This window comes from Nocardia sp. NBC_01499 (genome assembly GCF_045040275.1).
Lineage (GTDB): Bacteria > Actinomycetota > Actinomycetes > Mycobacteriales > Mycobacteriaceae > Nocardia.
Genome location: NZ_CP109426.1, coordinates 3,744,054 through 3,764,365 on the forward strand (window position 1 = coordinate 3,744,054; position 20,312 = coordinate 3,764,365).

Annotated in this window: 17 protein-coding genes; 11 read left to right on the forward strand and 6 right to left on the reverse strand. The window is 65.6% G+C overall.

The annotated features are described in order from the left end of the window. Positions 1-470: 470 nt before the first annotated feature. Positions 471-1,109 (forward strand): DUF6461 domain-containing protein, encoded by a 639-nt coding sequence (locus OG203_RS17255; RefSeq protein ID WP_405166672.1) that lies wholly within the window; start codon positions 471-473, stop codon positions 1,107-1,109. Positions 1,110-1,703: 594 nt separating this feature from the next. Here the strand turns inward: OG203_RS17255 and OG203_RS17260 are convergent. Beyond that, positions 1,704-2,264 carry a TetR/AcrR family transcriptional regulator gene (locus tag OG203_RS17260; RefSeq protein WP_405166673.1) on the reverse strand — a complete coding sequence of 187 codons (561 nt, stop codon included), beginning with the start codon at positions 2,262-2,264 and terminating at the stop codon, positions 1,704-1,706. Between the two features lie 106 nt (positions 2,265-2,370). Between OG203_RS17260 and OG203_RS17265 the strand changes: the two genes are divergently transcribed. Next, positions 2,371-2,919, forward strand: a complete 549-nt coding sequence (locus OG203_RS17265) for a cupin domain-containing protein (protein ID WP_405166674.1) — start codon at positions 2,371-2,373, stop codon at positions 2,917-2,919. 179 nt (positions 2,920-3,098) lie between these two features. After that, complete coding sequence (locus tag OG203_RS17270) at positions 3,099-3,560, forward strand: hypothetical protein (protein WP_405166675.1); 462 nt, start codon at positions 3,099-3,101, stop codon at positions 3,558-3,560. Positions 3,561-4,160: 600 nt separating this feature from the next. On the opposite strand, the gene OG203_RS17275 is transcribed toward OG203_RS17270, so the two are convergent. The 3 genes from OG203_RS17275 to OG203_RS17285 all read right to left on the reverse strand — a co-directional run bounded on the left by OG203_RS17275 (position 4,161) and on the right by OG203_RS17285 (position 10,208). Continuing rightward, positions 4,161-6,563, reverse strand: a complete 2,403-nt coding sequence (locus OG203_RS17275) for a phosphoketolase (protein ID WP_405166676.1) — start codon at positions 6,561-6,563, stop codon at positions 4,161-4,163. Between the two features lie 23 nt (positions 6,564-6,586). Beyond that, positions 6,587-9,238 carry a magnesium-translocating P-type ATPase gene (mgtA, locus tag OG203_RS17280; protein ID WP_405166677.1) on the reverse strand — a complete coding sequence of 884 codons (2,652 nt, stop codon included), beginning with the start codon at positions 9,236-9,238 and terminating at the stop codon, positions 6,587-6,589. A 67-nt stretch (positions 9,239-9,305) separates the two neighbouring features. Continuing rightward, positions 9,306-10,208 carry a universal stress protein gene (locus tag OG203_RS17285; RefSeq protein WP_405166678.1) on the reverse strand — a complete coding sequence of 301 codons (903 nt, stop codon included), beginning with the start codon at positions 10,206-10,208 and terminating at the stop codon, positions 9,306-9,308. 239 nt (positions 10,209-10,447) lie between these two features. Between OG203_RS17285 and OG203_RS17290 the strand changes: the two genes are divergently transcribed. The 5 genes from OG203_RS17290 to OG203_RS17310 all read left to right on the forward strand — a co-directional run bounded on the left by OG203_RS17290 (position 10,448) and on the right by OG203_RS17310 (position 15,381). Next, the gene (locus tag OG203_RS17290) at positions 10,448-10,975 is read left to right on the forward strand and encodes a flavodoxin domain-containing protein (protein ID WP_405166679.1); all 528 of its coding nucleotides are present in this window, start codon (positions 10,448-10,450) and stop codon (positions 10,973-10,975) included. Positions 10,976-11,064: 89 nt separating this feature from the next. Next, on the forward strand, positions 11,065-11,943 hold the full coding sequence (locus OG203_RS17295) for a universal stress protein (protein ID WP_405166680.1): 879 nt from the start codon (positions 11,065-11,067) through the stop codon (positions 11,941-11,943). A gap of 33 nt (positions 11,944-11,976) precedes the next feature. Continuing rightward, positions 11,977-13,029, forward strand: a complete 1,053-nt coding sequence (locus tag OG203_RS17300) for a zinc-dependent alcohol dehydrogenase family protein (RefSeq protein ID WP_405166681.1) — start codon at positions 11,977-11,979, stop codon at positions 13,027-13,029. Between the two features lie 140 nt (positions 13,030-13,169). After that, positions 13,170-14,165: an Acg family FMN-binding oxidoreductase gene (locus OG203_RS17305; RefSeq protein ID WP_405166682.1), complete on the forward strand. Its 996-nt coding sequence runs from the start codon at positions 13,170-13,172 to the stop codon at positions 14,163-14,165. A 169-nt stretch (positions 14,166-14,334) separates the two neighbouring features. Further along, positions 14,335-15,381 (forward strand): Acg family FMN-binding oxidoreductase, encoded by a 1,047-nt coding sequence (locus OG203_RS17310; RefSeq protein WP_405166683.1) that lies wholly within the window; start codon positions 14,335-14,337, stop codon positions 15,379-15,381. 55 nt (positions 15,382-15,436) lie between these two features. Here OG203_RS17310 and OG203_RS17315 read toward each other — a convergent pair whose 3' ends face one another. Together OG203_RS17315 and OG203_RS17320 are read right to left on the reverse strand one after the other, a co-directional pair. Then, positions 15,437-15,793: a MerR family transcriptional regulator gene (locus OG203_RS17315; RefSeq protein ID WP_405166684.1), complete on the reverse strand. Its 357-nt coding sequence runs from the start codon at positions 15,791-15,793 to the stop codon at positions 15,437-15,439. 457 nt (positions 15,794-16,250) lie between these two features. Beyond that, entirely contained in the window at positions 16,251-17,195 is a 945-nt protein-coding gene (locus OG203_RS17320; protein WP_405166685.1) for an Acg family FMN-binding oxidoreductase, read from the reverse strand. Positions 17,196-17,421: 226 nt separating this feature from the next. On the opposite strand from OG203_RS17320, the gene OG203_RS17325 reads away from it, so the two are divergent. The 3 genes from OG203_RS17325 (at position 17,422) to OG203_RS17335 (ending at position 20,271) form a co-directional block, all read left to right on the forward strand. Continuing rightward, complete coding sequence (locus OG203_RS17325) at positions 17,422-17,649, forward strand: hypothetical protein (protein ID WP_405166686.1); 228 nt, start codon at positions 17,422-17,424, stop codon at positions 17,647-17,649. 136 nt (positions 17,650-17,785) lie between these two features. Then, the gene (locus OG203_RS17330) at positions 17,786-18,433 is read left to right on the forward strand and encodes a response regulator (protein WP_405166687.1); all 648 of its coding nucleotides are present in this window, start codon (positions 17,786-17,788) and stop codon (positions 18,431-18,433) included. Positions 18,434-18,504: 71 nt separating this feature from the next. After that, entirely contained in the window at positions 18,505-20,271 is a 1,767-nt protein-coding gene (locus OG203_RS17335; RefSeq protein ID WP_405166688.1) for a GAF domain-containing sensor histidine kinase, read from the forward strand. Positions 20,272-20,312: the final 41 nt, after the last annotated feature.

Here is a 20,312-nt window from a genome sequence, read left to right on the forward strand (position 1 = left end):
GGCGACTGTTCACGGAGAGGCACGCCTTTCCTCGGCGGCAGGCTCGTGAGTAGCCGCGACGACGACCTGCGTGCTCCTCCTCCGGGCAGGCGTAAAAGATGCAGTGACCCGAATGATTCCGCTCCTTGTCGAACCTTCGCACATCGGCAGATCCGGACGTTTCCGAGATCGACTGGCGCTCACCAACTGCGGCTGGCCGGGCGCGCGCTCCGCGGCATGAGCGTGCACGGCCTGCGGTCAGCCACAACCGTAGGCAGGTGGCGGATCGCCCGAGATGCGGTCGCGCGCTGCGGGAGATGCTTCTCACGGTACTCAGCAATCAGCGCTGCCGTGGCGTGCGCCGACTGCAGCGGAACTGCGGATGTGCGGACCCGCACGTCGACTATCGTTTTCACCCGTCGCGCGCGCTGGCCGGTGACGCGGGCGATGATGAACCCGACACGAACATGGTTCCGATAGGCGAGGACAGTATGGCTACACCCGGATTTCTGCCGAATTCCCTTGACCCCGAAGGTGTTCCGTTGTGGATCAGCGGGCTGGCGAGCGACGATCCCAATCACTGCGTGCACGTGGTCCGTGGACTCGAACCCGCCGCGGCACTCGAAGCACTAGGAGCCAAGGCACGCCTGTTCCGGCCGTGCAAGCTGCCAGCAGACAAGCCGGACGAGTGGACCTCCCTGCCAGCGGCGGCACTCGGCACCGAGCGAGGCGACACCGCGACGCTGCTGGCGGGGCAGGTCGGCGAATGGACCTTCATCTATGACGATTTCGGCGCCACCGAAGACGCGGCGGTGCTATCGGCCGACGGTCGCGTAGCCGCGACGAGCTACTTCTCCATCAATGCCGACGCGAGCCTGACCTACTACGCCGACGGAAACGAAATCGCCTGGATCAACGTCGACGACCTCGAACTCGACACCGACCTGGCCGACCTACCCGACGAACTGCGCGCGGCGTTCGAAGCGGCCGGCACCGTCGACCACGACTACCTCGACCCGGGCGAGGCTGATTTCGCCATCGGCCTCCGCGCGATCAGCGCACTCGCAGGCATCCACTACACCCTCGACGACCTACGCCAAATCCCATTGCTGGTCACACCTTTCGGCTGAATCGGGCGCTCAATTACCCCGGCGGTCGCCGCATAGGTTCAACTCGACTCGAGCACTCGGGTCGGTCGACCGAGCAACGCACCGAGCCATCCGCGTTCGCCGAGATCCCTACCGGGTGATCGGCATCGCGGGGACCGCCGAGTTGACGGAGGTGCAACGGTGGATCGCGCGCGTCATTCCGGCGCGGATCACAGCTTTCGGTGCCTGATGCAGCAATTCGGTACGTGCAGGCGGGTAGCGCGGCTGCGTCCGGCGTTGTAGCCAGGCGGACGCGCCGTCCGGGTGATGGTGTCGGGCGGGTGGCGTCAAAAGCGCGCTCATCGCCATTTGCGTTACGTCCGCGTAGGCGGCCGGGTCACGATTGCCCCGGAAGATGGGGGCCATGACGCCGCCGAGGCCCACGCGTCCGACGGGGTCTCCAGTTCTCCGCGAGCGCTAGTGCTGAGCATGCTGGCACGGGTTGCCGAGCGCGATCTCGCCGAGGCATCTCTCCTCGGGTTCGAGTCGCGTTTGGTGGGTGGCATCCAACCGGTCAGATTCTCTGAATAGTGCTGTCGGCCAGCCAGTTTGGATCGCTGACCAACGCGCGCCCTGTCAGGCAGGCAGGAAGATCTTGGCCACTTCTTCGGAGAGTGCTGCCGGGTTCGGGGAGTCCGCATCGGTTTGCGCCAAGTGCAACAGGCCGAGAATGGCGGCGTAGGCGATTCGTGCCCGATCTGCCGCACGGTCTGCCGGTAGGCCGAGTTCCTGGTAGGTGTGCGTCAGTAGTTCGAGCCGGGCTCGATTCACCTGGCGAACCGCGGCCCCGACTCGGGGATCGTTGCGGTCGCCGAGCAGGCTCAGGTGCACCGATGGCGCCAGCGGCTGCACGGCGCGCACAACAGCGGTGAGCAGCTCGCGCAGCCGTCGCGCCGGGTCGGCGATCGCGGCGAATTCGACGAGTCCGCCTTCGCCGTGACTGCGCACCCACTCCGTGAGTGCCGCCTCGATCAGCTCGTCCCGGTTCCGGTAATGCGCGTAGAAACTGCCCTTGGTCACGCCGAGAGTCCGCGCCAGCGGTTCGACCGCGACCGCGGCGAGCCCTCCGTCGGCGATCGCCTTCAGCGCGGCCAGTGCCCAGTCCCGGGCGGATAGCCGGCTCGACTCGTTCGCCACGGGAAAGAGGATACGCCGACGTATTGACGAGTCGGCAACCCGCAGAATACGGTAGCGTATGGATACGCAACAGTATCCATACGCTACCGTATTGAGGACCGACCGGATGAAGCACAGAAAGATTCGGCGAGTAGTCACCGGGCACGACGCTGAGGGCATGTCCCGCGTGGTCGACGACGGTGATGTCGAGGCGATCACTACCGAGCTGATGCCCGGCTTCGCCGCCTACCGGCTGTGGGGCCGAGACGAACGACCAACGTTCCCCGACGACGGTTCCGCACGCGGTGCCGAGGCGTGGTATCCGCCCCGAGATGGATCTCGTTTCATGATCAACACGATCCCGCCGGGCGAAATGGCCGTGGCCCCCGATCTCGATATGGCCTCGACTCTGGCAGAGCTGGAACGGCAGATGCCGGGCGCGATGGCCGTCCAGGAGCCCGGCACCGCTGGGGTGCACACCACCGACAGCATCGACTACGTCGTCATCTCCTCTGGCGAGGTCACGCTGGAACTCGATGACGGCGAGCCGCGAGTGTTGCGGGCAGGCGATGTGGTCGTTCAGAACGGAACCCGGCACGCCTGGCGCAACCACGGCACCGAACCTTGCACGATCATCGGCATCGCCATCGGCGCAGACCGAGTCCGGTCTACATAGTCCAGGTCGCGCACCAGTCATCCGGCTCGACGAGTGAACGGCCCGGCAGGTCGGTCACGCCGACGCAATCGACGACGCCACGTAATCGGCATCATGGTGCGTCGAGCGGGCCGAGCAAGATCCTCCGAAAACGACACAGTCGCCCCAACCTCTCCAATCGAGAGTGTTGCGACGACCGCGTGAACCCAAGTGATCTCGGCCCGTTGATCTTTCCGACAGCTGGGCTGGGCCGAGTCGATCCGTGCCGGACAGCCGGTCGAGCAGGCCTACCCGCACGCCCGGCTGGACCCATCCACCCCGAAGACATCGCCGACGTCGCCGAGCTGGCACTGACCACCGACACAGTGGACGGCGAGACGATCAGCCTGGGCGGCCCGCAGACGCTCAGCTTCGGTGACCAGGTGCAGACGCTGGGTGGGCTGCTCGAACGCCGGATCGAGCTGCGTGAACCGACCCGGGAGCAGGCGGCCGAGCAGCTGCGCGGTCATGTGCCCGCGCCGCTGGTCGAGGCGGTACTGGACTACTGGTCGCAATTGCCGGGAGAGCAGACCGAAGCCGCGCGCTCCGTCGAGCGGATCACCGGCCGCCCCGGCCGCACATTCCGCCAGTGGGCCACCGAGCAACTCGCTATGTTCCGGTGAACTCCCACAACGATTTTGGGTGCAGGACCAGCATGGATGCCGCGTTGCAGGCGGCCGAGGCAGCAGGCTGCGATGGCGGAGTGACGCTGCCATCCAGAACCGTCGCGGCAACGAATGCTTAACGTCCACCGAGTGCGAGTTGCACATCTACGTTCGAAGAATAGGGGAACGATGTCTCCATCCCGTCTGATTGCGGCGCTCATCCCAACGGCCTTCTTAATGGCCATCCCCGTATCTGCCGCAGCCCAGCCGGCAGTGCATACGTCGGAGATGTTGTCGACCGCCACGGCAAAGCAATGCGAGGTCGGCCACGGAAAAGTTGTCAAGGTCAACAACGTGCCCAAGTGTAAGGGTGGCAAGCTCAACGGCATGGATGTCCGCGGCTAGCTGCTTGTAGGTCTGTGTGATCAGGCGCGCGGAACCACTAACGAAACGACGAGCCAGGGCTTCATCGACCGTGAGGATCGCGAAGATGTAAGTCCCTGATTCGGCAAAGGTCCGCAGACCATCGGTACGGCCGGCGAAGTACCGCTGCTGGAGGTCTGCACGTGCGGGATGGTGCACGACCTTCAGCCCGCACCGCTGGAATCTACCGCAGGCTCATTTCACCTGCGGTGATACAAATACCGGCCGCTCCGGCCAGGTCCAACCGGTGATGGTGGGGTCGTCTTCGCCGTGCTCGCGGGTGTAGGCGCGGGCGGACAGGCGCGCGTCGGCCATCTGCTGCCGCAGGATCGCCACCCGGCTGCCGAGCGATGGAACGCGGTCGATGACGTCCATGACAAGGTGGAAGCGGTCGAGATCGTTGAGCATCACCATGTCGAACGGTGTGGTGGTGGTGCCCTCTTCGTTGTATCCGCGCACGTGAATGCTGCGGTGGTTGGTGCGGGCGTAGGTGAGTTGGTGGATGACCGATGGGTAGCCGTGGAAGGCGAAGATCACCGGTTTGTCGGCGGTGAACAGCGCGTCGAAGTCGCGATCGGACAGGCCGTGCGGATGCCGGCTGTCGGGTTGCAGGCGCATCAGGTCGACGATGTTGATGAATCGGACCTTCAGTTCGGGAAGGTGGGTGGCGAGTAGGTCTGCGGCGGCGAGTGTTTCGAGCGTGGGAATGTCGCCCGCGCAGGCGAGTACGACGTCGGGTTCGCCGTCGGCGCTGCCTGCCCACGGCCAGATTCCGAGCCCTCTGGTGCAGTGGGCGATGGCTTCGTCCATCGTCAGGTAGGTGAGTGCGGGTTGCTTTCCCGCGATGATGAGGTTGACGTAGTTGCGGCTGCGCAGGCAGTGATCGGCCACCGATAGCAGGGTGTTGGTGTCCGGTGGCAGGTAGACACGGGTGATCTCGGCTTTCTTGGTGATCACGTGGTCGATAAAGCCTGGGTCCTGGTGGGAGAACCCGTTGTTGTCTTGCCGCCAAACATGGGACGACAGTAGGTAATTCAGTGATGCGATCGGTGCCCGCCAGGGGATTTCCCTGGTGGTTTTGAGCCATTTGGCGTGCTGGTTGAACATCGAGTCGACGATGTGGATGAACGCCTCGTAGCAGTTGAACAATCCGTGCCGCCCGGTCAGTAAGTAGCCCTCCAGCCAGCCCTGACACAGATGTTCGGAGAGCACTTCCATCACTCGTCCGTCGGGAGCGAGATGGTCGTCACCAACCAATGTGGCTGCGTCCCAAGCACGATCGGTTCGTTCGAAGACCGCCGAGAGCCGGTTCGACGCCGTCTCGTCGGGGCCCATCAGCCGGAATCGGTCGGGGTTGGCGGCGATGATGTCACGCAGGAATTCTCCGAGGACCCCGGTCGCCCCGCTGGACTCGACCGCGGGATGTGCGACCGAGACGGCGTACTTGCGAAAGTCGGGCATGGACAAGTCGCGCAGCAGTCGACCGCCGTTGGCATGCGGGTTGGCGCTCATCCGCCGTACCCCTTGGGGTGCAAGGGAAGCCAGTTCCGGAACGAGCCGTCCGGTGGCGTCGAACAGCTCCTCCGGACGGTAGCCGCGCATCCACTGCGCCAACTGCGCCCGGTGTCCCTCATCGGTTCGGGTGTTCGCCAGCGGCACCTGGTGCGCGCGCCAGGTGCCCTCGACCGGGAGACCGTCGACCATTTTCGGTCCGGTCCAGCCTTTCGGGGTGCGCAGAATGATCATCGGCCACAGTGGGCGCGCCGAGCCGGTGCCGGCGCGGGCGTCGCGCTGGATGGTCGCGATGTCGTCGCACACTGTGTCGAGGGTCGCGGCGAGCTGTTGATGCACCTCGGCGGGGTCGTCGCCGACCACGAAGTACGGGGTGTGGCCATAGCCGCGCATCAACGCGGCGAGCTCTTCGTCCGGGATACGCGCCAGCACAGTGGGATTGGCGATTTTGTAGCCGTTGAGGTGCAGCACCGGCAGTACCGCGCCATCGGTCACCGGGTTGAGGAACTTGTTCGAATGCCAGCTCGCGGCGAGCGGCCCGGTCTCGGCTTCGCCGTCGCCGATCACGCACAGCGCCAACAGATCCGGGTTATCGAAGACCGCGCCGTAGGCGTGCACGAGGGCGTAGCCGAGTTCACCGCCCTCGTGGATGGACCCCGGTGTCTCGGGTGCGACGTGGCTGGGAATCCCGCCGGGGAAGGAGAACTGCCGAAACAGTGCCCGCATGCCATCCTCGTCCTGGCTGATCGAGGAGTACACCTCGCTATAGGTGCCCTCCAGGTAAGCGTTAGCCACCAGTCCCGGGCCGCCGTGACCTGGACCGGTTATGTAGAGCGCGTTGAGGTTTCGCTGTTTGATGACGCGGTTCATGTGCGCGTACAGCAAATTGAGGCCCGGCGTTGTCCCCCAGTGTCCGAGCAACCGCGGTTTGACGTGTTCCGCGCGCAGCGGTTCGCGCAGCAGCGGATTATCCAGCAGATAGATCTGGCCCACCGACAGATAGTTCGCCGCCCGCCAGTAGGCGTCGATCAGCTGCAGCTCATCAACGGTCAAAGTGGGGTTCTCGGCAAGATGGATGGACGGCACGGTGGCCTCCTCTGGATCGGTGTTCAGGTGTTGACTGCCGCGGATCGCGTTGCGGCAGTGCTGAATCGGGCGGCGCGGCGACGCAGCGAACGGCTCGTGCTGTAGCGCCTGCGCCGCGGTGCGCCGGTGACGGCTGCCATGCGGTAGAAGATCCCCTTGCCGATCTCGATGAGAACGAGATAGCCGACGACCATGGCGGCAAGTGCGGCGAAGTACGCGCCAGGCAGCGGACTGAAGCCGAGCGTATGAGCCAGCGGTGTCGCGGGCAGGACGGTACCGATCGCGACTACGCCGAACGCGGCCATGGTCAGCGCAACGCTGGGATGACTGTGGAAGAACGGTATTCGGCGGGTACGGATCGCGAAGATCACCAGGGTCTGGGTTGCCAGCGATTCGACGAACCAGCCGGTGCGGAATTCCACCGGCCCTGCGTGGAAGATCCAGAGCATGACCCCGAAGGTCAGGAAATCGAACACCGAACTCAGCGGACCGAAGAAGATCATGAAGCGCCGGATGAAACCGATATCCCAGTGCGAGGGGCGGCGCAATTGCTCCTCATCGACGTGATCGGTCGGGATGGCGAGCTGGCTTGTGTCGTAGAGCAGATTGTTGACCAGGATCTGCGAGGGCAGCATCGGCAGGAACGACAGGAACACCGATGCGCCCGCGGCGGAGAACATGTTGCCGAAGTTGCTCGACGTACCCATCAGGACGTATTTGATGGTGTTGGCGAAGATGCGGCGCCCTTCACCGACTCCGTCGGCAAGCACATCGAGGTTCTTTTCCAGCAGGATCACATCGGCCGCGTCTTTGGCGACGTCGGTAGCCGAATCCACCGAGATGCCAACGTCGGCGGCGTGTAGTGCGAGCGCGTCGTTGACGCCGTCACCGAGGAACGCGACAGCTCCCCCGCTGTGGCGTTGGACCCGCACGATCCGGGCTTTCGCTGCGGGGCTGATGCGGGCGAACACCGTCGTAGCCGTAATCGCGACGGCGAGGGCGGCGTCATCGAGCGCATCGACCTCAGCACCGGTCAGTACGCCTTTGCCGAGTCCGAGATCGCGGCAGACCTTAGACGCGACGGCCGGATTGTCGCCGGTGACCACCTTGACCGAAATCCCCAACGTCGCCAGCCTGCGCAGCGCGGCGGCGGCGTCGGTTTTGGGCGGGTCCAGGAATACCAGCAGCCCGACCAATCGCAGGTTGTATTCGTCGCGAGTAGTCGGTGGCTGCTGATCGTGGGCGGGGCGGGCGGCGACGGCGACCACCCGGTTGCCTGCGGCGAACTCCGCGGCCAGTGCTTCGCGTGCCGCGGCGGGCACTTCGACGCATCGTTGCAACACGGTTTCGGGTGCGCCCTTGGTAATCAGGGTCAACTGGCCCGCACTGTCGCGAACCAGGACCGAGACCATGTTGCGTTGATGGTCGAAAGGCAGCACGCCGAGTCGGGTGTAGCTCGCCAAGGCGGACTGTTGGGCCTTGACTTGCGGTGCGTTCCACAGCGCTTGGTCGAGCGGATTGCCGCCGACGATGTGGCCGGGGTCGCCGCTGTGTTCGGTGCACAGCAGTCCGGACCGCAGCACGAGGTCGAGGTCGACATCGTCCGCGGCGATCGCGCGGGTGAAGTCGATATGGCCCTCGGTGAGCGTTCCGGTCTTGTCGGTGAACAGGACATCGACATTGCCGAGATCCTCGATGCACACCAGCCGCTTGACCAAGACCTTGCGTCTGCTCATGCGCCGCGATCCCGCGGCAAGGCTGCTCGATACCACTGCGGGCAACAGTTGTGGGGTGATCCCTACCGCGATCGCCAGCGAGAACAGCAGCGCGTCCATCACGGGTTTGTGCAGGACCATGTTGGTCACGAATATCGACGTGGTCAGCGCCCCTGCCACGTAGACGAGCAGCATCGAGAACTTGCGTAGTCCGACCTGGAACTCGGTGTCGAGTGGATGGGTACTCAGCCCCGCGGCGATCTTGCCGAACTCGGTACGGGCTCCGGTGGCCACCACGACCCCGCGACCGCTGCCCGCGTTGACCACGGTGCCCATCAGCGCGCATCCGGACAGCTCGGCCAATGCGGTGTGCGCGGGCACGGTGTCGGTGTTCTTGTCGACGGGCAACGACTCCCCGGTCAGCACCGATTCGTCGCAGGACAGGCCCGTGACCTGCAGCAGCCGAAGGTCGGCGGCGACGATGTCGCCGAGTCGCAGGTCGAGGATGTCCCCCGGCACCAGGTCGGTCACGTCGACCTGGCTTGGCCGGCCGTCCCGGATCACCACGGTCTGGTGGTGGATCTGGTCGTGCAAGGCCGCCGCGGCCTTCTCGGCCCGATACTCGTTGACGGCCCCGAGCCCGACCGATAGCGCGACGATCACGCCGATGACCAGCGCGTCGCTGCGTTCACCCAAGAAGTAGGAGGCGAACGCCGCGGTCAACAGCAGAGCGAGCAGCGGCGACCGCACCTGATGCCAGAGCACCGGAAGTAGTCGGGCGCGGTGTGAGGAGACCGCGTTAGGTCCCCATTGCGCCTGTCGGCGTGCGACTTCGCCGCTCGACAAGCCCGCACCGATGTCGGTGCCGAGCTGATCCAGCAACTCGGTGCTCGCCGTTGCCGCCGCGGACACAATCCCCGTCGTGGGTGCGTCCGTGCGCAGAGCTTCGGTGGCCGTCATCGTAGATCCGACGGTGACCCGCACGACGACTCCATCAGCCGGCCATGCCAACGGCATAGAGCGTTCATCAGGGCTCACGGACAACGATCATCGGTACCTCGACCGAGTGCAGCAGTGCGTTGCTGGTCGAGCCGAGCACCATGGTCGTGAATCCGCCTCGCCCGTGACTGCCGACGACGACCAGTTGGGCGTTGGCAGATTCGTCCAAGAGTGAGCGAACCGGCCTGTCGGCCACCACGATTCGGCGTACCGCGACGTCAGGGTAGCGCTCGGTGTAACCGGCGAGGCTCTCGGCCAGGATGGCTTGCGCGGACTCCCGCGCGCCATCCCAACCCGCAACGGGCAAGTCCGGTCCGCTGGCGTCGCTCCACGCGTGCAGCGCGGTCAAACCGACCTTGCGCCGCGATGCTTCCTCGAAGGCGAGCTCGACCGCGGGGCTGCTGTTGCGGGTGCCGTCGACCCCGACGAGCACCGGTTGACTCGCCGAGACCGCGTCGGTGGCCGAGATCCCGTGGATCACCGCGACCGGGCAATGCGCGTGCTGAGTGGTCGCGGTGCTGACCGATCCGAGCAGTCCGCGCTGGAACGCACCCATCCCTCGGCTACCGACGACCAGTATCCGGGCCTGCGCGGACAGTTCGATCAGCATCGGGATGATCAGCTCGAACGACATCTCGGTGGTGATCTGCGATTCGTCGCCCGGTGCCGCGGTGCGTGCGATCCGGGTGGCCTCGATGAGGATTCGTTCCCCGTCCTCGCGCAGCCGTGCCACGTCGGCGTAGCCAAGGATCATGCCCGGTCCGAAGCCGGTTTGGATCACCATCGAGGTGACTAGGTGCAATCGGCATTGATGCAACCTTGCCTCGACCGCGGCCCAGGCCACGGCCTGCGCCGAGCTCGCGCTGCCGTCGACCGCAGCGATGATCGGGGAGTTGAGTTGTGTTGATGGCGAATGACTTTCGATAGACATCGAATCTGCTCCTCGGTTTCGGCGGCGGCGACCGTCTGTTTCGAGCATTCCGCTGAACCTCGCACGCGGGCAGAGAAGAAGGTCACCCGTTCCACGCCGAGTGGCCCGACATGGCGCAGTGCCGCGAATGCTGGTGGCCGAAGGTCCCTCGGTAAGCGTCGGTTCGGCACTGTGCGCTGCGACAACGCGAACGTAGCGTCGAAGTCGAACAGCTTCCGCAGGTCAATGAGGGGAACGAGATGCACTCACGAGTCGTCTACGAATCCATGTTCGGCAACACCGCTGCCGTCGCCGAGGCCATCGCGGCGGGGTTGCGCACCTACGGCACCGTCGAGGTACTGAACGTCGTCGCCGCCGCGAACGTGTCCGCGCCGACGGTCGATCTGCTGGTGGTCGGCGGCCCGACGCACGCCTTCGGATTGAGCAGGCAGCGAACCCGGCTCGCGGCCGCCGAACGCACCGAAGCGCCGGTCATGGCCGACATCGGCATCCGGGAGTGGCTCGACGCGGCACTTTCCGTACCCGAGGGCAGCCGGGCGGCGGCCTTCGGGACTAAGGTCGCGAAACCGTCCTGGCTGCCGGGTTCTGCCGCGCGCGGTGCGGGTAAACGGTTGCGGCGCTTGGGGTATGAGCTCGCCGACGACCCGATGGACTTTCTCGTCGACGGAATGACCGGCCCACTCGTCGCGGGCGAACTGACACGGGCGCGCGCCTGGGCCGAACGCCTCGCCCACGTCGAGCAAGACCACCTCGCGCACCGCGTCTGAGATCGAAAACCAACAATGACGTACCACATTCTGGTCGATGGCATCTCGATAACCACACCGATCACCGCCCCGCAGAAAGCCGAAATCAGATGTCCCCCAACACCATCAACCATCCAGTCCTCGTCGGCACCGATGGCTCCGCTGTCGCCACCGACGCCGTGCGCTGGGCCGCCTGCGAGGCGGCACGCCACGGCGCGCCGCTGCACATCGTGTACTCGATCGACGCCCCGATCGACTTCGGACCCGGCCTCGCCTTCACCCACATCGACTATGACTCCTACCGCCGAGCCGGCGCCGTAATCACCGACAAGGCACGCGAATCCGCCACCGCGGCGGCCGCGGCGATCGCCGACTTCGACATCAGCACGTTCGTTGTCGAAGCACCGCCGATTCCGGTGCTGCGCGATCGGTCGGCGAACGCGCGACTGCTCGTTATCGGTACGCACGGATACGGCGCTATCGGCCGAGGTCTGCTCGGGTCGGTGAGCACGTCACTGGCCAGACACGCGCTGTGCCCGGTCGCCGTGATCCCCGCGGCGACAGGCGACACACGACAGCGGGCGCGCGGTCCAGTGGTCGTCGGCGTCGACGGTTCCGGGGGCGGTGCGCACGCGCTCGACATCGCTTTCGACGAAGCGTCCCGTCGTGGTGCTCCGTTGCTCGCGGTCCTCACCTGGTCGGAGTTCAGTCACGCCGTCCCGCGCATCGACATGCGGCAGGAGGCCGAGAGGCTGCTCGCCGAAGCCATCGCGGGCTACCAGGAGAAATACCCCGATGTCCGAGTGTCCCGGCTTATCGCGCAGGCACGCCCGGCCAAGTACCTGCTCGAAACCGCCGAACTCGCTCAGCTGATCGTGGTCGGCAGCCACGGCCACGGCGGATTCCTTGGGATGACCCTCGGTTCGGTCGGCCAGGCCGTGCTGCACGGCGCGCACTGCCCGGTCATCATCGTCCGCCCGCCGAACTGACCTCTCCACCACACTTCTCCAGAGGAGAAAACCATGTATGCCATGACTTTTCGCGGCCGAGGCCAACCCAGCTGGGAGCAGGTCCCCGACCCTGAAATCCAGCACAGCACCGACGCGATCGTGCGCGTCGACGCGGTCACGATCTGCGGAACCGATCTACACATCCTCAAAGGCGACGTCCCCGAAGTCACCCCGGGACGCGTACTCGGCCACGAAGCGGTCGGCACGGTGACCGAAGTCGGTGCTGGGGTGCGCTCCCGCAAAGTCGGTGACCGCGTATTGATCTCGTGCATCTCCGCCTGCGGCACGTGCCGATTCTGCAAGGAAGGCCGCTACGGTCAGTGCCTGGGTGGCGGCGGCTGGATTCTCGGCCACCTGATCGACGGCACCCAAGCCGAATCGGTGCGCGTGCCCTTCGCCGACATGTCCACCCACCCGATCCCCGACAGCAGCACCGACGACCAGATGCTGATGCTGGCCGATATCCTGCCCACCAGCCACGAAGTCGGCGTGCTCAGCGGCAGGGTCCGTCCAGGCGACGTAGTCGTGATCATCGGCGCGGGACCGATCGGATTGGCCGCGATCATGACCGCACGGCTGTACAGCCCCGGCCACATCGTGGTCGTCGACCTCCTCGACAGTCGGCTGCGGGCCGCGAGCAAGTTCGGCGCCGACAGCACACTCAACAGCGCCCGCGATGACGTCCGAGCGCACCTCGCCCAGCTCACCGGCAACCTGGGTGCCGACGTCGTCATGGAAGCCGTCGGCGTACCCGAAACCTTCGAGCTGGCAGTCGATCTCGTCCGCCCCGGCGGCCACGTCGCCAACATCGGCGTACACGGCGCCCCGGCCACCCTGCACCTGGAACGTCTCTGGACCCGCGACCTGACCATCACCACCGGCCTGGTCGATACCAGCTCCACCCCAACCCTCATCCAACTGATCCGCACCGGCCAGCTCGACCCGGCACCGATGATCACCCACCACTTCGACATGAACGAATTCCCCAGCGCCTACGACACTTTCGCCCGCGCCGGCGAGACGGGAGCACTCAAAGTGATGGTCTCGCGGACCGCGCGACACTGACCACGGGGTCGGCGGCTACCACGATGTTCACCCGGCCAGGCCGGGGTGCGATCGAACGAGCGGGGCCGAGTGACCTTTGGCCCTCCGGATCAGGCTCAAGTCCCGTATCCGCCGCCTCCGGCTCGACGGACACTCGGGGTATGACCGAATGTGATGTTATTCCCGAAACCTTCGTGCCGGATCGACCGACAATCACTGCGGCTGTACGGCTGGCCGGGCGGGCGCCGTCGGTACACAACACGCAGCCGTGGCGCTGGGTTTTCGACGGCACTCGCCTGCACCTTTATCGCGACAACGAACGACTCCTCGCGTCGGCCGATCCACACGGCAGGAAGCTGGTTATCAGCTGCGGTGCGGTGCTGCATCATCTGCGCACCGCGCTTGCCGAACGGGGCTGGCACACCGACACTGTGCGGTTGCCCGATCCCGAGCAGCCCGATCAGCTGGCGGCCATCGAGTTCCGCCCGTGGCCGGATGCGCCGATCGGTGTGCACGCCCGCGCCCGCGCGATCGAACTGCGCCGCACCGACCGGCTGCCGATGCTCCCACCGCGGAACTGGGACGGGCTCGTGCACGCCGCACGAATGCTGGCGAACCCGCACGATATCGAACTCGATGTCCTCGACGCGGATGCGCGATCGCGCCTGGCCATCGCTTCGCAGCACGCGACCGCGCTGCGCCGCTATGACATGGAGTACCAGACCGAATTACATTGGTGGACGGGCCATTCCCACGTGACCGAGGGTGTGCCGCGCAGCGCGCTCGTCTCGGACGCGGAATCTGCCCGTGTCCCGGTAGGTCGCGCTTTCCCGTCCGCGCCGCATTCGGCACGCCGCGGCGAAGTCGAGGACCAGGCGCAACTGATCGTGCTCAGCTCCGCGGACGACTCGATCCTCGCGTGGCTCAACACCGGTGAAGCGCTGTCGGCGGTGCTGCTGGAGTGCACCGTGGCCGGCCAAGCCAGCTGCGCGCTGACCCACATCACCGAGCTGCCCACCGTCCGCAAGACCATCTCGAGCCTGCTGGCCGATCCGGTGGTGCCGCAAGTCGTGATCCGGGTCGGCTCGGCGCCGGACGGCGAAGAACCACCGACCTCGCCGCGCCGCCCCGTCACCGACATACTTACCTTCGTTTAGCTCAGGCCCGAGCTAGGGCCGAAGGTCCATGGAGACAGGGACCGACTACCCGATAAAGACCCTCGCCGTGGTGAACGCGGATCGAATGCCCGGATCGGTGACGATAGGCCCCGGATTCAGTGCGGAAAGACCATCACGACAACGGATGCCGCAGGGCGACACTCGATATATGGATGTGGACAGTGATTCAGGTACACCGGAGCTCGAGATTGTGCGGGACGCTCTAACGATCGCCTGTCGCGCACCATCGGTGCACAACACTCAACCCTGGCGATGGGTCTTCGACGGCACCCGGCTGTTCCTGTACAGCGACACCGCTCAGCGGCTCATTGCCGCCGATCCGCAGAGCCGCCAGCTGATAATCAGCTGCGGTGCGGCACTGGACCACGCACGCCAGGCGTTCGTTGCGATGGGTTGGTTCGCTTACGCCACCCGGATGCCCGATCCGGACCGGCCGGAGCTGCTTGCCGTATTCGAGTTCCGGCCGTGGTGCGGAGCGCTGAACAGGACAGCGGCCCGGGTGCGCGCTATCCCGCTGCGGCACACCGATCGACTGCCGATGGCAGCGCCCGGCGACTGGTCCGGCGTTCTCGAGACGGTGCGCGAGCTGGCTCGACCGCACCATGTGACGGTCGATGAGATCACCGACGACGACCGCCCCCGGCTGGCTGAGGCCACCCGCCAGGTGACCGCGCTACGTCGGCACGACAGCGCGTATCAGGATGAATTGCATTGGTGGAGTGGGCATTCGGAGTCGCATGCCGGCGTCCCGGTAGCCGCCCTTATCTCGGATAACGAGGCCGCTCGGGTCGATGTCGGCCGCGCCTTTCCGTCCGCACCGTATTCGACACGGCGACCCGACCTCGACGACCACTCACGATTGGTCGTGCTCAGCACCATCGGCGACTCCCCCGGGCAATGGCTGCACACCGGCGAAGCACTATCCGCTCTGCTACTCGAGTGCACCGCGCGCGGCTTGACCACCGGCATCCTCACCCACATCACCGAACTCATGACAACGAGAGCAGAAATCGCCGAGCTGATCACCCAACCGGGCGTCCCGCAGGTCGTGATCCGAATCGGCACCGCGCCAGCGGAAACCGGCATCGACTCGACACCGCGGCGACCACTGTCCGCGGTACTCGAGGTCCACCCGCCCCACGTACGCAACCCCGCATCGGTCGACCTGACGCTGTCGGCTCCGGTGCGATCCTGACCCAGTGGACTCCCGCAACCGGCTCCACACCACGGCACGGGGGCCAGCGGTTCGATCAGTCCGCGGGTGTCCGGTTGTCGAGTGCGTGTTGGAGGTTGGTGTTGAGGCGTTGGGCTTCGGCGAGTTGGTCTTCGAGGATGACGATGCGGCAGGCTGCTTCGAGGGTGTTGCCGGTGTCGACGAGTTCGCGGACGCGGCCTGCGATGCGCAGCTGGTAGCGGGAGTAGCGCCGGTGCCCGCCGGAAGAGCGTTGCGGGGTCAGTAGTTTCGCAGCGTCGAGGCCGCGCAGAAATGATTGGGTGACGCCGAGTATTTCCGCGGCGCGGCCCATGCTGTAGGCGGGGTAGTCGTCATCGTCGAGTTTGTCGGCGGCACTGGTGTCGTCGGCGGGGTCGGTGTTCGTTTGCTGCACAGCACCTCTCGGGTTTCAACGTTGGCAGGCCCCGGCGCTGAGCGCCGGGGCCTGGGATCTACGGAAGAGGGGGGATTGACTTCATATTTTGGCCCACCGGCCACTGGGGCCGATGTCGTGCACCGCTCCCGAGTTTCTCGGGATGCGGGACTGCTAGGTGACTAGTCAGCGACCACCTCCTGTGGTATCAGGTGTTGCCTGCGGTTTTCAGTGTTTCTTCGTCCCCCTCCGGCGGTCCGGCCGAGTGCGGCCGGATTCTCGTCTCCGCCGGAGGGGACGGTGGAACCTCATGTTCCGGGCAGTTCACCTGCCCGGCCTCTGGACTTCTCTGTTCGACGACAGTGACTGTATACCCGCTCACGGAGAATGTCTACACCCGACGCAATAGATTTTTTCCATCTGCGACGACGCCTTAAGTGCAGCCTCGATGGAGGCTTAGGTGCTGGTAGCCGGCACGCTATGGATCCAACACATCGGCGAGTGCGCGGCGCGGCGCGACCGGCAGCGCGACGGCATCTGCGGAAGCCCAGCCGATTCTGATGACGGCCTGCGGATATGCCAGGTCGTCCAGCACGCCGACGCGGATGCGCTGGCGTAGTTCGGGAATTTCGAGTGGCTCGGTCAGGGCGCAGGTCGCCAAGCCGACGTTGGTCGCGGTCAGCAGTACCGCGCTGAGCGCCTCACCCGCGCACAGCTGGGCGGACCGGTCGTCGGTCGAGGTGCCGAGCACCAGTAGTTCAGCGAAGTCGGGCGCAGCCTGTCGCGGTACGGCGACTATCCCCGGTACTCCCCCGGGATCCGGGTACAGCGCGATACTGCGGGCAGGCGCGCCGTCCGGCGTCACCGGCCTGCCGCTCCAATCGGCCAGTTCCACTCGATAGACGGCACCTGTGTCCTGGGCCGCGCGCAGCACCTCGACCAGACGCTCGCGTGTGGTGTCCACCGCCTGCCGGACACTCGCCCCGAGCGTCGTCGCACGTTCGCTCACCAACCCGAGGTAGCCGGGCGGGATCGGCGTCGAACTGAAGGGCCGCCGATCGGTCTGCCTGCGCAGGATCGCGCTGCTCAGTGCGTGCTCGAGCATGGTCGGTCGATGTGGCACCAGTTCGATCGATGCGAGCTGGTTCGGATCGGCCGGATTCGGTAACCGATGCACGACGGCCGACCACCCCGCCGCGGCGAGCGCGATTCGCAGATGGTGTAGTGCTGCGCCACAGCTCAATACGGCGTCGCGCTGGTCGAGGCCGGACAGCTGATCAGCCCGCGTCGGGTCGAGATACAGGTGTACGTGATGGTCGCTGATCCGGAACCGCCACGGCTGGGTGTTGTGAACCGACGGCGCCCGCACCGCGAGCGTCAACGCCGCCCGCAGGGTGTACTCATCGGGCCATCCGTGGTTCATCGTCGTTCACCGTCCATTTCATCGTCGGTCTCTACGCTGCCATTCCGGTGACGTCCGGATACAGAGCAGGACGGCCCCATGTCGAGGGACTTCCGGAAACGATCCGAAAGTCCCTCGACATCAATGACCTTCGGCCGTCCCGCAGCCCGAGGTAGCCGATCCGTACCTGGTCGATCGGATCGACTGGCTCGCGACGCGCTTCATCGACGGCCGAGAATCGTTGCTGATGAACAGGATTGCCGATGACCGCAGCGTCGACGGTCACGGCGATCTACAGGCCGAGGACATCTTCGATCTGACCGACGGCTTCCGACGACAGCGCGCCCAAGTGCTTGCTGCCGACGCACACGCCGATGTGGTTCAACTACAGTGCGACGTCCGGCCACGGTGGCGAACCGCCGGATCGGCCAACGCGACACCGGCGACGCCGAGGCGACGCCGCAGATTGCCGTAGCCATGTCGGAGTCCGGCAATCGGCGACCAACCCGGATACGTCAAGGGACTTTGGTCCTCAATCGAGAGTCGAACTCCGTGCCGCGGCCGAGGAAATCTTCGTAGGCTGAATCAACTGCTCAGGGAGGTGCATACCCATGGTCACCGTGTTCTTGGTGGACGACCATCACATCGTGCGACGCGGGGTTGCCGACCTGATCGACGCCGAAACCGACCTCGAAGTGATCGGCGAGGCAGGCAACGTATCCCAGGCGATGGCGCGCATTCCCGCGCTGCGACCCGACGTCGTCGTCCTCGACGTTCGACTACCCGACGGCAACGGCATCGAACTGTGCCGTGATCTGCTCAACCAGCATCCCGAGCTGCGCTGCCTGATCCTGACCTCGTTCACCGATGAACAAGCGATGCTCGACGCGATCCTGGCCGGAGCCAGCGGCTATGTGGTCAAAGACATCGGAACCCTTGAACTCGTCGATGCCATTCGAGAGGTCGGCGCCGGACGATCACTCCTCGACAACCGTGCCGCGGCCGCACTCATGGCAAAGCTGCGCGACGAGGCCAGTGCCAAAACCGGCCCGCTGGCCAGCCTGACCGATCAAGAACGCACATTGCTCGATCTGCTCGGCGAGGGATTGACCAACCGGCAGATCGCCGGCCGGATGTTCCTGGCCGAGAAGACGGTGAAGAACTATGTTTCCCGGCTCTTGGCCAAGCTCGGTGTCGAGCGGCGCACCCAGGCCGCCGTCATCGCCTCCAAGCTTCATACACCGCAGCCGAAGGAATGAGTCGCTAGCAGGGACGCAGGCGGGTTGTCGGCCTACCGCTGCGGTCATCTTCACGTGGGAGGATGACGAATATGGATGGCAAACGGTCCGGCTCGGCTGGACCTGGTCAAAGCCCGGTGATCGAAACACTGTCGCAGATGCGACTGCGTGAGCTGCTCGCCGAGGTGCAGGAGCGAATCGCCCAGATCGTCGGTGTGCGCGATCAGATGGACCGGCTGATCGAGGCCATGCTGGTGGTGACGGCGGGCCTCGACCTCGACAACACCCTGCGCACGATCGTGCACACCGCGATCGAGTTGGTCGACGCGGGATACGGCGCACTCGGCGTCCGCGAAACCGACAAGGAGAGTTTGCAGCTCGCCGAATTCGTCTACGAAGGCATCGACGACCGAACCCGGGTCATGATCGGTGACCTGCCGCGCGGTCATGGCGTACTCGGCGTGCTCATCGAGGAACCGAAACCCATTCGGCTGACCGATCTTTCGACCCATCCCGCCTCGGTCGGCTTCCCGGAGCATCACCCACCGATGAATACGTTCCTCGGTGTTCCGGTGAAGGTGCGTGATGAGGTGTTCGGCAACCTCTACCTCACCGAGAAAGCAGGCGGCCAAGAATTCACCGACGACGACGAGGCCATCGTGCTTGCCCTGGCCGCGGCCGCGGGTACGGCCATCGCCAACGCTCGCCTCTACGAGCAGTCCCGCGTCCGTCAACAGTGGCTCGAAGCGACCCAGGACGTGGCCACCGAACTGCTCGGCGGCAGCGAACCGATCGAGGTGCTCGAGCTGATCGCCGACCGGGCGCTGAAACTCACCCACTCCGCGGCTGCCTTCCTCGCACTGCCCGAGGATCCCGATATCCCGCATGACGAGGTCACCGAACTCGTGGTCGTCGCCGCAGCGGGCACCGGATCGGAACACCTTCCTGGGCAACGTATCCCGATTGCCGACTCGCATTCCGGCACGGCGTACATGTCAGGTCGGGTGGTGGCCAGCGACCAACTGATGTTTCGCCCGCAATTCGACGGACCCGCCGAATTCGGACCCGCGCTGATTCTTCCGCTACGTGCCGAACACACGGTGATAGGCGTGTTGGTCACCCTGCGCCCGGTCGAGGTACAACCACTCGACGCAGCCGGGCAGGCCATGATCACCGCCTTCTCCGATCAGGCCGCGCTCGCACTGCGACTAGCGGCCACCCAGCGACGAATGCGCGAACTCGACGTACTCTCCGACCGCGACCGCATCGCCCGCGACCTGCACGACCACGTCATCCAGCGACTCTTCGCCGTCGGCCTGTCACTGCAAAGCACGACGCAGCGAACCCGCACCCCCGAAATCAAAACCCGACTCACCGAAACCATCCAAGATATCCAGGCCATCGTCCAGGAAATCCGGCACTCGATCTTCGATCTGCACAGCAGCACCGCCGCCGACGCCCCGACCCTGCGCAAACAGCTGCACGCGGTGATCGCCGAGATGACCGCCGACACCGGCCTGCGCACCACGATCCGACTGGCCGGACCGGTCTCGGTGTTGTCGCCACCGCTGTCCGAGGACGTCGAGGCGGTCCTGCGCGAGGCGGTCAGCAATGTCGTCAGGCACGCCTCGGCGACCACGGTCTCGATCAATCTCGCGGTCCGCGACGACGTCACTATCGAGATCACCGACGACGGCACCGGCATCCCCGAAAACCTCCCCCGCACAAGCGGACTCGCGAACCTGGCCGCGCGTGCCGAGCGATCCGGCGGCCATTTCGACATCGGACGCGGCGCCGACCGCGGCACCGTGTTGCGCTGGTCCGCACCACTGCCCGACCAACCGCCGCGCAAAGACTGACGGCTTCCGGACCTTCGCCCCCGTAGGCAGACCCCGGATCC

Coding starts and splice junctions, on each gene's coding strand:
- OG203_RS17295 (WP_405166680.1), top strand. CDS start 11,065: ATGTCCCCCAACACCATCAACCATCCAGTCCTCGTCGGCACCGATGGC.
- mgtA (WP_405166677.1), bottom strand. CDS start 9,238: ATGACGGCCACCGAAGCTCTGCGCACGGACGCACCCACGACGGGGATT.
- OG203_RS17330 (WP_405166687.1), top strand. CDS start 17,786: ATGGTCACCGTGTTCTTGGTGGACGACCATCACATCGTGCGACGCGGG.
- OG203_RS17305 (WP_405166682.1), top strand. CDS start 13,170: ATGACCGAATGTGATGTTATTCCCGAAACCTTCGTGCCGGATCGACCG.
- OG203_RS17265 (WP_405166674.1), top strand. CDS start 2,371: ATGAAGCACAGAAAGATTCGGCGAGTAGTCACCGGGCACGACGCTGAG.
- OG203_RS17320 (WP_405166685.1), bottom strand. CDS start 17,195: ATGAACCACGGATGGCCCGATGAGTACACCCTGCGGGCGGCGTTGACG.
- OG203_RS17290 (WP_405166679.1), top strand. CDS start 10,448: ATGCACTCACGAGTCGTCTACGAATCCATGTTCGGCAACACCGCTGCC.
- OG203_RS17255 (WP_405166672.1), top strand. CDS start 471: ATGGCTACACCCGGATTTCTGCCGAATTCCCTTGACCCCGAAGGTGTT.
- OG203_RS17325 (WP_405166686.1), top strand. CDS start 17,422: ATGAACAGGATTGCCGATGACCGCAGCGTCGACGGTCACGGCGATCTA.
- OG203_RS17310 (WP_405166683.1), top strand. CDS start 14,335: ATGGATGTGGACAGTGATTCAGGTACACCGGAGCTCGAGATTGTGCGG.
- OG203_RS17285 (WP_405166678.1), bottom strand. CDS start 10,208: ATGTCTATCGAAAGTCATTCGCCATCAACACAACTCAACTCCCCGATC.
- OG203_RS17335 (WP_405166688.1), top strand. CDS start 18,505: ATGGATGGCAAACGGTCCGGCTCGGCTGGACCTGGTCAAAGCCCGGTG.
- OG203_RS17300 (WP_405166681.1), top strand. CDS start 11,977: ATGTATGCCATGACTTTTCGCGGCCGAGGCCAACCCAGCTGGGAGCAG.